General features: G+C 64.9%; 11 protein-coding genes. 8 read left to right on the top strand and 3 right to left on the bottom strand.

The window, feature by feature from the left end; genetic code table 11:
• Nucleotides 1-23 precede the first annotated feature (23 nt).
• Nucleotides 24-767, top strand: coding sequence for an SOS response-associated peptidase (locus AC3ANU_RS11650; protein ID WP_488314569.1), 744 nt, complete (start codon nt 24-26; stop codon nt 765-767).
• A 68-nt stretch (nt 768-835) separates the two neighbouring features.
• Here AC3ANU_RS11650 and AC3ANU_RS11655 read toward each other — a convergent pair whose 3' ends face one another.
• Nucleotides 836-1258 (bottom strand): VOC family protein, encoded by a 423-nt coding sequence (locus AC3ANU_RS11655; RefSeq protein ID WP_488314570.1) that lies wholly within the window; start codon nt 1256-1258, stop codon nt 836-838.
• 16 nt (nt 1259-1274) lie between these two features.
• Between AC3ANU_RS11655 and AC3ANU_RS11660 the strand changes: the two genes are divergently transcribed.
• Complete coding sequence (locus AC3ANU_RS11660; protein WP_043424939.1) at nt 1275-1598, top strand: chorismate mutase; 324 nt, start codon at nt 1275-1277, stop codon at nt 1596-1598.
• A 27-nt stretch (nt 1599-1625) separates the two neighbouring features.
• Here AC3ANU_RS11660 and AC3ANU_RS11665 read toward each other — a convergent pair whose 3' ends face one another.
• Nucleotides 1626-2015, bottom strand: a complete 390-nt coding sequence (locus AC3ANU_RS11665; RefSeq protein ID WP_018769352.1) for a hypothetical protein — start codon at nt 2013-2015, stop codon at nt 1626-1628.
• 132 nt (nt 2016-2147) lie between these two features.
• Between AC3ANU_RS11665 and AC3ANU_RS11670 the strand changes: the two genes are divergently transcribed.
• From AC3ANU_RS11670 to pdxS, 6 genes are all read left to right on the top strand, one after another.
• A complete protein-coding gene (locus tag AC3ANU_RS11670; protein ID WP_018769351.1) occupies nt 2148-2498 on the top strand; it encodes a DUF6504 family protein in 351 nt (116 codons plus the stop codon).
• Nucleotides 2499-2517: 19 nt separating this feature from the next.
• Nucleotides 2518-6009 carry a DNA polymerase III subunit alpha gene (locus AC3ANU_RS11675; protein WP_488314571.1) on the top strand — a complete coding sequence of 1164 codons (3492 nt, stop codon included), beginning with the start codon at nt 2518-2520 and terminating at the stop codon, nt 6007-6009.
• 115 nt (nt 6010-6124) lie between these two features.
• Complete coding sequence (thrS, locus tag AC3ANU_RS11680; protein WP_056390502.1) at nt 6125-8134, top strand: threonine--tRNA ligase; 2010 nt, start codon at nt 6125-6127, stop codon at nt 8132-8134.
• Between the two features lie 17 nt (nt 8135-8151).
• Nucleotides 8152-8739 carry an HIT family protein gene (locus AC3ANU_RS11685; RefSeq protein ID WP_018769348.1) on the top strand — a complete coding sequence of 196 codons (588 nt, stop codon included), beginning with the start codon at nt 8152-8154 and terminating at the stop codon, nt 8737-8739.
• Complete coding sequence (gene pgsA / locus AC3ANU_RS11690) at nt 8729-9352, top strand: phosphatidylinositol phosphate synthase (protein WP_134164696.1); 624 nt, start codon at nt 8729-8731, stop codon at nt 9350-9352. The genes AC3ANU_RS11685 and pgsA overlap by 11 nt, the downstream gene beginning before the upstream one ends.
• A gap of 137 nt (nt 9353-9489) precedes the next feature.
• Complete coding sequence (gene pdxS / locus AC3ANU_RS11695) at nt 9490-10416, top strand: pyridoxal 5'-phosphate synthase lyase subunit PdxS (RefSeq protein ID WP_026265780.1); 927 nt, start codon at nt 9490-9492, stop codon at nt 10414-10416.
• A 231-nt stretch (nt 10417-10647) separates the two neighbouring features.
• Here the strand turns inward: pdxS and AC3ANU_RS11700 are convergent, their stop codons facing one another.
• The gene (locus AC3ANU_RS11700; RefSeq protein ID WP_488314572.1) at nt 10648-12660 is read right to left on the bottom strand and encodes a M3 family metallopeptidase; all 2013 of its coding nucleotides are present in this window, start codon (nt 12658-12660) and stop codon (nt 10648-10650) included.
• Between the last annotated feature and the right edge of the window lie 20 nt (nt 12661-12680).

The raw sequence follows: 12680 nt of genomic DNA on the forward strand, positions 1-12680 counted from the left end.
GTGCCATGTGTGGACGCTACGTAATGGCACGTGCCGTGGGGGACCTGCTGGCTGAGTTCGATGCCGAGCTGGAGAGCGAGGTGAGCATCCCGCCGTCGTGGAACGTGGCACCCACCGATGCCGTCCCCATCGTGCTGGAGCGCCTGGTGGATGACAGTGCCGCGCCCCGGCAGGTGCGCCAGCTGCACGTGGCACGCTGGGGCCTGGTCCCGTCCTGGGCCAAGGACCCCGGAATCGGTTCCCGCATGATCAACGCCCGGAGCGAATCGGTGCTGGAGAAGCCGGCGTTCCGGAAGGCAGTCCAGTCCCGCCGCTGCGCGGTCCCGGCCGATGGCTACTACGAATGGAAGCAGGGACCTGGGAAGTCGAAGCAGCCCTACTACGTGCACCCGGGCACGGACCACGGGCTGGTCTTCGCCGGCCTCTACGAGTGGTGGAAGGACCCCTCCGTTCCCGAAGGGGATCCGGGCCGCTGGCTGCTCTCAACGTCCATCCTCACGGCCGACACGCCCCCGCCGGGGTCTGAATCCACCATCTTCGGGAAGCTGACGGAGCTGCACGACCGCGTCCCCCTGCCCATGGACAGGGACACCATGGAGGCATGGCTGGATCCGCAGGCGGATGACGCCGCCGGACTCGTGGACCTGGTGCGGTCCGGCGTCAAGAATGCCGCGGCCGACTGGCGGGTGGAGTCGGTGGGCAAGGAAGTGGGCAATGTCCGCAACAACGGCCCCGGACTGATCCGCCCGGTCGAAGCCCTGTTCTAGCGGCCTGTTTTCCCAGCCCTGTTTTTCAGCCCAGCTCCAGCAGCCGCACCCCATGGTGAGGCCGGGGATCAGACGGTGACCCTGCCGGCGTCGTCCACTCCCCACGTGGGGTTGTACGCCACTTCCCAGCGGAACCCGTCGGGGTCGGCGAAATACCCCGTGTAGCCGCCCCACGGCTGGGTGACCGGCTCGGCAATGATGTCAGCGCCGGCCTCCGCGGCCTCTTCCATGACCCTGTCCACGTCCCCGGGACCGGCGACGTTGTGGCTGAGGGTGATGCAGGGGATGCCGTCGGGAGGGCTGGTGCCCGCTTCGGCCTGCATCTGGCGGACGTCCCACAGGGACAGCACCAAGCCGTGGTTCACCTGGATGAACAGCACCTCCCCGGCAACCTCACGGTGGACCGGCCAGCCAAGGCCATCAACGTAGAAGTCGCGGGATGCCTGAACATTGCGGACTCCGAGGGAGATAAAGTCGACTCTTGGCTCCATGCTTCGATACTGTCAGATGATGGCGACAATTCAAGGAAACGATAGGGATGCCCGGGCCGACAAGGAACAGCTCGCTGCCGTTCGGGTTGCCGTTGATGAGGTGGATGAACAGATTGTCACCCTCATTGCCCGCCGCGAACGGCTGATCAGGATCGCCGGGACCCTCAAGGGTGATGACGCAGAGGTGCGTGCCCCGGGCCGGGTGGAGCGGATCATCGAGCACGTCCGGTCCGCCGCAGAGAAAAAGGACATCGATCCGGACATCGTCGAAGCAACCTACCGGGCGATGATCTCCGCGTTCATTGAACTTGAACTGCGGATCCACAAAGAAAACAGCTGACCTGTTCCGGGGGCTGGCGGAGGAGCCCTAAAGGGCTTCCTCCACCGGCACCCCGTGCTGGAACTCCCGGCCGTCCGCCTCACTGAAGGCTGACAGGACATGGCCCTGCCCCAGCCCGGTCAAGGCCGTCGCGGGAAAGCTCCCGGTAATGCTGTTGTCCGAGTGGGACACTCCCGACAGGTCGTAGTCTTCCTCGATTCCCTGGTCCCGGTTGAACGAGTAGCAGGCGATTGCCTCCCCGTTCATGAACTCAATGCACAGCCGTCGTTGCATGGAATAATCCGGCGAGGCTCCCATCAGGCCCACCACATAGGCGCCGGAGTCCGGAATGGTGCCGTCGATGTCGAACCGTGCAACCAGGGTGGAGTCCTGGGTCTTGATGCTTGCCTGCTTCAGGAGTGCGTCATCGGTACTCATGCCATCATCCTGCTCCCTGCCGCACGCTCCGTCCACCCCCGCCTATGTTTTGCTGCCTCCCCGGCGTAGACTGGATTCGTTCGAATACATATTCGAATAAGGGTCACAATCTGCAGCTGCAGGGAGGCGCACGTGGGCATGTTCAGCGAGTCCGTTGACGTGGTGTGCTCCGCTTCCGGGCAGCCGGAATCCCTGACGTGGGCAGGAACGTCTTACATTGTCTGTGCCGAACCTGTCCGCTGGTATGAACGCCGGCAATGGTGGGCAGAGGACACCCGGGCTCCGCTGGGAAGCGGACCGGGCGTGGTGGACCACGAAATCTGGCGGGTCCAGGTACTGCCTGCCAAAGTGGCGTCCCGCCCGATGGGGCCAGGAGAACCTGCCGTTGCCGAACCCCTCACCCTTGACCTGACCCGCCATATCCGCAGTGGCCGTTGGCGGCTGCTGCGGATCCATGACGGCCTTCGCCCCAAAACCGCATGAATCCCCACCTCCCATCACCATGAGCTTTACCCACCTCCACGTTTCCACGGCATTTAGTGCCCACTACGGTGTCTCCTGGCCTGAAGAGCTGGCAATGGCGGCCGCAGCCGACGGCGCAACGGCCCTTGCCTGCACCGACCGGGACGGGCTGTACGGCACCATCAAGCACCTCAAGGCCTGCATGGCGGCGGGCATCGACCCCATAGTGGGGGTGGACCTTGCAGTATTTGACGACGACGGCGATCAGCGCACACAGGTATCCGGCAGGGTGGTGGTGCTGGCCCGCGGCCACAACAACGGTGCCGGGTACCGTGCGCTGTGCCGGCTGGTTTCCGATTCCCACGCCAGGACCTCGGGGAAAGCCGGGGGAGCGGTGCCCGCCGCGGTCACCCGTGCCGAACTCGCCTCCCGCACCCTTGACCCCCAGACCCTCAAGCCGGTGCTGACCGTCCTGATTGGACCGGATTCCGACGTCGGACGGGCCATGGGTGGCCGGCGCTACCTGCGTCCACGGACCCTGTTCAAGCAATGGCTGGATGCCATGCCCGCTGGAACGGTCGTGGCGGAAATTGTCTCCCAGCTCAGCGCTCCGGGGACTCCCTTCAGCACCGCACATGCAGTCCGCATGCTCAGGCTCGCAGAGGAACACCACGTACCCGCCATCCTCACCAACGCCGTCAGGTACTGTGCCGCAGACGGCGCACCAACCGCCGACGTCCTGGATTCTGCCCGGACCCTGAAGTCCCTTCCGGAACTTGCAGGTGAACCGCTCCTGCAGCCCACCGGGCAGGGCTGGCTGAAAACCTCCGAACAAATGCTGGGACTGGGAAAGGAAATCATTTCCGCTGCCGGTTACGGTGCAGCAGACCTCAAACAGATGATGGCGCAAACAGAGGCGCTCGCCGACCTCTGCCGGATCGACCCCAGCACCGATATGGGGTGGAAGCAGCCAGTGGTTCCGGAAGCATCGGTTATTGGGATCAGCCAGGATCCGCACGCCGAACTTGTCCAGCGCTGCCATGCGGGAATCGGCAGGCGTTTCCCGGGGATCTCAGGAAAACCCGAACAGGAGATGCTGTCCCGGCTGGAGCATGAGCTTGGCATCATCCGGAACCTGGGTTTCTCCGCCTATTTCCTGACGGTGGCGGAGGTATCCCGCATGATCCAGGACATGGGGGTCCGGGCGGCCGCCAGGGGCTCAGGTGCCTCAAGCCTGGTCAACTACCTGATCGAGGTCAGCCATGTGAATCCCCTCCAGCATGACCTGATCTTTGAACGTTTCCTTTCCAACGACCGTGCCACCCTCCCTGACATTGACATCGATGTGGAAAGCGCGGAACGCCACAATGTGTACCACAGGATTTTTGACCGGTTCGGCCCGGAGCGCGTCACCCTGATGAGCATGCAGAACGGGTACCGGGCCCGGGGGGCGGTTCGCGACGCCGGGCTCGCGCTGGGCATGGACGACGGCGAGGTGGGGGAGATCGCCAAGCAGTTGTGGCGCTTTTCCGCCCGGAAGTTCCGTGAAGCCCTGCAGGAAAAGCCCGAGCTCCGGGAGTTCGCCGGCAGGGTGGAGCAGCGCGACATGGACGGGAACCAGCAGCTTGACCTCCTGGTGGACCTGACCGAACGCCTGGACCGGCTGCCCCGCCACATCTCCATGCACCCGTGCGGAGTGATCCTGGGCGATGCCACACTCCTGGACCGCACCCCGGTCCAGCCAAGCGGCCTGGGGCTGCCCATGAGCCAGTTCGACAAGCACGACATGGACCCCATGGGCATGCTCAAACTCGATGTCCTGGGGGTGCGCATGCAAAGCGCCATGGCCTTCGCAGTCCGGGAGATCATCCGCATCCACCCCAGCAAGAAGGACGTGGTGGAGGCAGGAAGGCACCCGGCAGGACCTGACGGAACAGGCCCTGACTACATCGCCGGGGACGGCCGGATCGACCTCAACGCCGTTCCCCTCGACGACGAACCGACATACCAGCTGATCAGGAGCACGCACACCCTGGGCTGCTTCCAGATTGAATCCCCGGGGCAGCGGGAGCTGATTGGAAAGATGGCACCCCGGGAGTTCAACGACCTCATCATCGATATTTCACTGTTCCGTCCCGGCCCCATGAAATCCGACATGGTGCGGCCCTTCCTGGAACACCGGCACGGGTTCGCCCCTGAGGTCTACCCCCACCCGGACCTTAAACCGGTGCTGCAGGAAACCCATGGGGTCACGGTGTTCCACGAACAGATCCTGAAAACCCTCGACATCATGACCGGCTGCGGGCTTGCCAAAGCCGACGAGTTCCGCAGGGCGCTGAGCAGCGACGACGGTGAAGCCAGGGTGGAGGAATACTTCCGGCGCAATGCAAAAACCAGGGGATACACCCCCGAAGTAGTGGACAAGGTATGGGGGACATTGAAGTCGTTCGCCAGTTTCGGCTTCTGCAAAGCCCACGGTGCTGCCTTCGCCGTCCCCACCTACCAGTCCGCCTGGCTTAAGACACACCACCCGGAAGCCTTCCTTGCCGGCTTATGGGAGCACGACCCCGGGATGTATCCCAAACGGCTGCTGGTGGCCGAAGCCCGCAGGCTCGGGATACCCATCCTTCCCCTGGACATCAACCGGAGCAAAGCTGAATACCGGGTGGAGCGGATCGAGTCCGGCCAGGACGCCGGCAGGCTGGGGATCCGGCTCAGCCTGAACGGGATCTACGGGCTGTCCGCAGCCGAATTGAAGCGGATAGTGGCAGGCCAGCCATATGACTCACTGGCAGACCTCCGCGCGCGCTCGCGGCTCAGCAAGCCAAGCATCAGGCGGCTCGCCCAGCTGGGAGCCTTTGATGCCCTGCACCGGGAAGCCGGGGGAACAGCCAACCGGGCCGACCTGGTGCAGCACCTGCAGCAGCTCCAGTCAGCCACTGGCGCGCGCAAAGGCGCCGACATCCTGGAGGGACAGCTGTCCCTACCCTTGGGCGATATTGAACTGCGCAACATCAAGCCCGGGCTTCCAGCCCCCACGCTGGTGGAAAACGTCCGGGCGGAACTGGACCTCATGGCCGTCGATGTCAGCACCCATCTGATGGAAAGCCACCGTCCCCTGCTGGAAAAGCTGGGCGTCACCACAGCCGATAAACTCCTCAGCCTGCGCAACGGGACCGAAGTGCTGGTGGCCGGGGTGCGGGTGGCAACCCAGACCCCTCCCATGCGCGGCGGACGGAGGGTGGTGTTCATCAGCATCGACGACGGCACCGGCTGCGTTGATTCGGTCTTCTTCCATGAGGCCCAGGAAAGTGCAGGGCCACTTTTGTTTGGCACCCGCCTGCTGCTGATCCGCGGCACCACCCGAAGGACCGGCCCCCGGGGGATCAGCCTGAGCGCAAGCATGGCCTGGGACCTCAGCCGCACCGAGACGCTGCCCTTCCCCGAGTCCTCGCCGGCGGCTGCCCAGGACGGCCCGCATCCCCTGGACGGCATCAGCAGGACGCTGGCGATTACCGGCTTTAACGGGTGAGCGTGCTGTGCGCCGCGTTGGTGGGCTCAACCGGAACCGATAGCATTGACGGTGGCTGGCTGTGGTCCCCGTATGCCACAAGCTATGAAGCCTCAACTTTGAATAGGAGACACCCGTGTCAGATGCCCAGCAGATCACCCTTCTCGTCGATGGCGAAGAGACCAAGGTGACTACCGGGACAACCGGTGCGGAACTCTTCTTTGAGCGCCGTGATGTTGTTGTGGCCCGCGTCAACGGCGAGCTGAAGGACCTGGACCAGGAACTGCCCGAAGGCGCCGAGGTGGAAGGCGTAACCATTGATTCGCCCGACGGCCTGAACGTCCTGCGCCACTCCACCGCCCACGTGATGGCACAGGCAGTGCAGCAGCTGCGCCCCGACGCCAAACTCGGCATTGGCCCCTACATCACCGACGGTTTCTACTTCGATTTCGACGTCGCCGAGCCTTTCACCCCCGAGGATCTCAAGACCCTCGAAAAGATGATGCTCAAGATCGTCAACCAGAACCAGAAATTCGTCCGCCGCGTGGTCAGCGAGGACGAGGCCCGCGAAGCCATGAAGAACGAGCCCTACAAGATCGAACTGCTCGGCAAGAAGAACGACGCTGCCGAGGCAGGCGAGGGCGTGAACGTCGAGGTCGGCGCCGGTGACATCACCATCTACGACAACGTGGAGCGCAAGGAAGGCACCACCGTCTGGTGTGACCTCTGCCGCGGCCCGCACCTGCCCAACACCAAGATGATCTCCAACGCCTTCGCGCTGACCCGTTCGTCGTCGGCGTACTGGCTGGGCAACCAGAAAAACCAGCAGCTGCAGCGCATCTACGGAACCGCGTGGCCCACCAAGGAAGCGCTGAAGGCATACCAGGAGCGCATTGCCGAGGCCGAGCGCCGCGACCACCGCAAGCTCGGCTCGGAACTCGACCTCTTCTCCTTCCCGGACGAACTGGGCTCCGGCCTGCCCGTCTTCCACCCCAAGGGCGGCATCATCCGCAAGGAGATGGAGGACTACTCCCGCCAGCGCCACGTCGAGGCCGGCTACGAGTTCGTCTACACCCCCCACATCACCAAGGGCCACCTCTACGAGGTCTCCGGCCACCTGGACTGGTACAAGGACGGCATGTTCCCCGCCATGCACGTGGACGCCGAACTCAACGAGGACGGCACCGTGCGCAAGCCCGGCCAGGACTACTACCTGAAGCCGATGAACTGCCCCATGCACAACCTCATCTTCCGCTCCCGCGGCCGGTCCTACCGTGAACTGCCCCTCCGGCTGTTTGAATTCGGATCGGTCTACCGCTACGAGAAATCCGGCGTGGTCCACGGCCTCACCCGCGTCCGTGGAATGACACAGGACGACGCCCACATCTACTGCACCCGCGAGCAGATGAAGGACGAACTCACCAAGACCCTGACCTTTGTCCTGGACCTGCTCAAGGACTACGGCCTGAACGACTTCTACCTGGAGCTGTCCACCAAGGACCCGGAGAAGTACGTGGGCGACGACGCCACCTGGGAGGAAGCCACCAGGACCCTTGCCGAGGTGGCGCAGGAGTCCGGGCTGGAGCTGGTGCCCGATCCGGGCGGAGCGGCGTTCTACGGCCCCAAGATTTCCGTGCAGGCCAAGGATGCGCTGGGCCGCACCTGGCAGATGTCCACCATCCAGCTGGACTTCAACCTGCCCGAACGGTTCGAGCTGGAATTCCAGGCCGCCGACGGCAGCCGGCAGCGGCCGGTGATGATCCACCGTGCGCTCTTCGGCTCGGTGGAGCGGTTCATGGGCGTCCTCACCGAGCACTACGCCGGCGCGTTCCCCGCGTGGCTGGCTCCGGTCCAGGTGGTGGGCATCCCCGTGGCGGAGGCGTTCAACGAGTACATGTTCGACGTCGTCGACCAGCTTAAGGCCGAGGGCATCCGCGCCGAGGTGGATACGTCCTCGGACCGGTTCCCCAAGAAGATCCGCACCGCCAGCAAGGACAAGATCCCGTTCGTGCTGATCGCCGGCGGCGACGACGCGGAGGCCGGCGCCGTTTCCTTCCGTTTCCGCGACGGCAGCCAGGACAACGGCGTGCCCGTGTCGGAAGCGGTCAAGCGGATCACCGACGCCGTCCGCAACCGGACCAGCTAGCGAACGGAAGCAGCACAGTGCAGGAGAACACAGGCGCAGGATATCCAGGCGATGCCGGCGTTACCGACGACTTCGCCCTCGCCGGTGTCCCCGACGCCTTCCAGCGCCTGTGGACTCCGCACCGGATGGCCTACATCAAGGGCGGGCAGCACCAGTTCAAGAATGAGAACGACTGCCCGTTCTGCGTGGGCCCCGCCCGCACCGACGAAGAGGCGCTCATCGTCTACCGCGGCCGGACCTGCTACGTGGTGCTGAACCTGTTCCCCTACAATCCCGGGCACCTTTTGGTGTGTCCGTACCGGCATATTCCGGACTACACGGACCTCACGGTCGAAGAAACCGCCGAGTTTGCCGACCTAACCCAGACGGCAATGCGGGTCCTGCGCAAGGTGTCCAATCCCGGCGGCTTCAACCTGGGCATGAACCAAGGGGTTGTGGGCGGAGCCGGCATCTCGGCGCACCTGCACCAGCACATCGTTCCGCGGTGGGGCGGGGACGGCAATTTCTTCCCCATCATCGCCCAAACCAAGGCCATCACCCAGACCCTTGACGAGGTCCGGAGACAAGTGGCCGAAGCCTGGCCCGGGGAGTCGGATGCTGAATAGGCATGCCCGCGGTTTTTTCACCGCACTGTTCACCCCGCTGGCCCGCTGGCTCCTGAAGATCGGTGTCTCCCCGGATGCGGTAACCATCCTCGGAACTGCAGGTGTTGCGGCCGGAAGCCTGGGCTTCTACCCGCTGGGGCAGCTCTTCTGGGGCACGCTCTTCATCACTGCTTTCATCTTCTCGGACGTCCTGGACGGCATCATGGCCCGGATGCAGGGTGTGAAGAGCCGCTGGGGGAACTTCCTCGACTCCACCCTGGACCGGGTTGCCGACGGTGCCCTCTTCGCCGGGGTGTCCGTCTGGTTCTTCACCGGCGGCAACAACATGGCCATCGCCGTGGCCGCCCTGCTCTGCCTTGTCCTGGGCATGGTTGTCTCCTACGCCCGGGCGAAGGCGGAGTCGCTGGGCTTCACGGCCAACGTGGGGATCGCCGAGCGGGCGGAACGCCTGGTATCCATCCTGGTGGTGACCGGCCTGACCGGCCTGGGCCTCCCGCCGGTGGTGCTCCTGGTCACACTGGTCCTCCTGGCGGCGGCCAGCCTCATCACCGTCGTTCAGCGCGTTGTCTCGGTACGCCGGCAGGCATTGGCAGAGCCCACGCCCGCAGATTAGACATGATTAAGCCTGCCGTGCGGCGGGGGACTAGTATATAAGTGCCCGGTCAAGCGACCCGGCAATCCGTGCGTGCACCTCCGGCAGCTGCCGCCGCATGCCCGGCGAAGATCATCTGTCTACCCATAGGGGTTTTTGTGTCTACACCTGATGTAAGCAACGAGGCCGGTTCGTCCGCGAACAGCGTCACGGGCAGCAGCCGCGTGAAGCGTGGCATGGCCGAGATGCTCAAGGGCGGCGTCATCATGGACGTCGTCAACGTCGAGCAGGCCCGCATCGCCGAAGACGCCGGTGCCGTGGCAGTCATGGCGCTGGAGCGTGTTCCGGCCGATATCCGTGCCCAGGGCGGCGTGTCCCGCATGTCCGATCCCGACATGATCGACCAGATCATTGATGCCGTGTCCATCCCGGTCATGGCCAAGGCCCGCATCGGCCACTTTGTCGAGGCCCAGGTCCTGCAGTCCCTTGGTGTCGACTACATCGACGAGTCCGAGGTCCTGACCCCCGCCGACTACATCAACCACATCGACAAGTGGAACTTCAAGGTTCCCTTCGTCTGTGGCGCCACCAACCTCGGTGAGGCCCTGCGCCGCATCAACGAGGGCGCGGCCATGATCCGCTCCAAGGGCGAAGCCGGCACCGGCGACGTCTCCAACGCCACCGGGCACATGCGCAAGATCCGCTCCGAGATCGCCCGGCTGTCCTCCCTGCCCGAGGACGAGCTCTACGTCGCGGCCAAGGAACTGCAGGCCCCGTATGAACTGGTCAAGGAAGTTGCCGCCGCCGGCAAGCTACCCGTCGTCCTGTTCACCGCCGGCGGCATCGCCACACCCGCTGACGCCGCCATGATGATGCAGCTCGGTGCCGACGGCGTCTTCGTCGGCTCCGGCATCTTCAAGTCCGGCAACCCCGCCCAGCGCGCGGCCGCCGTCGTCAAGGCCACCACCTTCTTCGACGACCCCGACGTCATCGCCAAGGCCTCCCGCGGCCTCGGCGAAGCCATGGTGGGCATCAACGTCGACGAGATCCCCCAGCCGCACCGCCTCGCCGAACGCGGCTGGTAACTCCCTCCTCGCGTCCTCTTTGGGCGCCTGGCGGCGCTGATCCTCTGCACGCTATTCCCCGCGCCTCGTTTGGCGGCTTTGTCGCTGGTCGGGGCGCGGGGCCCCTTTTACGCGTGCTGCCGGATCACCCCCGCCTGTCGCTGGTGGTCGCCTCACCTAAGTAATGACGACGCCGGTTCCTCACCTTCTTTCGGTGGGGGACCGGCGTCGTACTTCTTTAAGGTCAGGGGGTTACTCCAGGCCGCGGCGCCTTAGCAGGGGGTCCAGCTGTGCGTCGCGGCCCCTCACGATGCGGAAGGATTCCAGCGGGTCGCGGCTGTTGCCCCGGGAGAGCAACTCCTGCCGGAAGCGTTCGCCGTTCGCCCTGGTTAGGCCGCCGTTCTCCTTGAACCAGTCAACGGTCTCTGCGTCCAATACTTCGCTCCAGATATAGGAGTAGTAGCCCGCCGCGTATCCGTCCCCGGCGAAGATGTGCTGGAAGTACCCGGTGCGGTACCGGGGCGGAATCAGGCGATGGGCGATCCCGGCGGAAGCCAGGGCCTTGGCCTCAAACTCCAGCACATCGTCAGGGGCACCGCCCGGTTCCAGCACATGCCACGCCAGGTCAAGAAGGGCAGCTCCCAGGTATTCGGTGGTGGCGAATCCCTCGCCCCAGAGCCGGGATTCCTCCAGCCGGTCCACGATGTCCTGCGGCAGCGGCTCGCCGGTGATGTGGTGGCGTGCGTAGTTGGACAGTACATCCGGCCACATGATCCACATTTCATTCACCTGCGACGGGTACTCCACGAAATCCCGCGGCACCGCGGTGCCTGAAAAGCGCGGATAGGTAACGCTCGACAACAGTCCGTGCAGCGCGTGGCCAAACTCGTGGAAAAGGGTCCGCAGTTCGTCCAGGGTGAGAAGCGTCGGTTCGCCCGCGGGCGGCTTGGAAATATTCAGGGTATTGATCACCACGGGCCGGGTGCCCAGCAGCGCCGATTGGTCCACGAGCGAGTTCATCCAGGCGCCGCCGCGCTTCGTTTCGCGCGCGTAGTAGTCGCCCAGGAACAGCCCCAGGGCGGAGCCGTCCTCGTGGCGGACCTCCCAGATACGCACGTCAGGGTGGTAGCCGTGGAGGTCGGTCCGCTCGTGGAAGGTGATGCCGTACAGGGATGTGGCCGCAAAAAACACGCCGTCGTTAATGGTGCGGTTGAGTTCAAAGTAGGGCCGGAGCGCCTGTTCGTCGACGTCGTACTTTTCCCGCCGCACCTTGGCCGAGTAGTAGGCCCAGTCCCACGCTTCCAGCGGGTGGCCGGCAACCCCGGCCAGCGCCGCCGCCTCGGCGTCGGCATTGCGGATGGCGGCCGGCGCCATCCGGCCCAACATGGTCCGGACCGCTTCGAAGTCCGGCGCCGTCTGCCGGTCAACCACAAGTTCGGCATAGTTGGCGAACCCCAGCAGCCGTGCCTTCTCCGCCCTCAGCCCGGCCATGTCCCGGGCCAGGTCCAGGACATCCAGGCTGCCGCCGTCACTGCCCCTCGCCACGGAGGCTTCGAACAGGCGACGGCGGACGTCACGGTTCTCGAGTGCGGCGAGGGCAGGCTGGTTGCCGGGCTGGATCAGGGTGAGCAGGTATTTGCCGTCGTGTCCGGCGGCGCGGGCTGCAACCGCTGCGCTGGCGACGTCGTCGGCCGGCAGCCCCGCCAGGTCGCCCGCGTCATCCAGCAGCAGTGCGGCGGACTTCATTCCTTCCTTGACCCGCTGGCCGAACTCGGTGCCCAGGCGCGCCAGTTCGGCGTTGATGGCGCGCAGCCGCTCCTGGCCCGGCGCATCCAGCTGGATGCCTGACTGGCGGAACTCTTTGAGGTATTCCTCCACCAGGCGGGCCGACTCGGGATCGCAAGTGTCCGTATCGATGGCGGCGAAGCGTTCGAACAAGGCCCTGTTGAGGTACACCTCGTCCTGGTGGGCCTGGAAGCGCGGGGACAGTTCCGTCTCCAGCTCCCGGATTTCCTGCGACGCATCTGCCGACACCAGGGTGAAGAACGCCGCGGCTGACCGGTTCAGCAACTGCCCGGAACGTTCCATGGCCAGGGCCGTGTTCTCGAATGTCGCGGGCTGGGCGTTGCCGGCGATGGCCCCGATCTCGTCCAGGTGCGCGGACAACCCTGCGTTGATGGCTTCACGGTACTGCTCCACGGCGATGGTTTGGAACGGTGGAAGGCCGTAGGGCAGGGGACTGGCGGAAAGGAGCGGGTTCGTCATGGGGTAAACCTTTCACAGCG

Source organism: Arthrobacter sp. SDR-2R (assembly GCF_057747955.1).

What these genes read in the sequence shown, in the direction of transcription:
- AC3ANU_RS11665 (WP_018769352.1), bottom strand. Translation starts at nt 2,015, where the DNA reads ATGAGTACCGATGACGCACTCCTGAAGCAGGCAAGCATCAAGACCCAG.
- AC3ANU_RS11675 (WP_488314571.1), top strand. Translation starts at nt 2,518, where the DNA reads ATGAGCTTTACCCACCTCCACGTTTCCACGGCATTTAGTGCCCACTAC.
- AC3ANU_RS11655 (WP_488314570.1), bottom strand. Translation starts at nt 1,258, where the DNA reads ATGGAGCCAAGAGTCGACTTTATCTCCCTCGGAGTCCGCAATGTTCAG.
- pgsA (WP_134164696.1), top strand. Translation starts at nt 8,729, where the DNA reads ATGCTGAATAGGCATGCCCGCGGTTTTTTCACCGCACTGTTCACCCCG.
- AC3ANU_RS11660 (WP_043424939.1), top strand. Translation starts at nt 1,275, where the DNA reads ATGATGGCGACAATTCAAGGAAACGATAGGGATGCCCGGGCCGACAAG.
- AC3ANU_RS11650 (WP_488314569.1), top strand. Translation starts at nt 24, where the DNA reads ATGGCACGTGCCGTGGGGGACCTGCTGGCTGAGTTCGATGCCGAGCTG.
- AC3ANU_RS11700 (WP_488314572.1), bottom strand. Translation starts at nt 12,660, where the DNA reads ATGACGAACCCGCTCCTTTCCGCCAGTCCCCTGCCCTACGGCCTTCCA.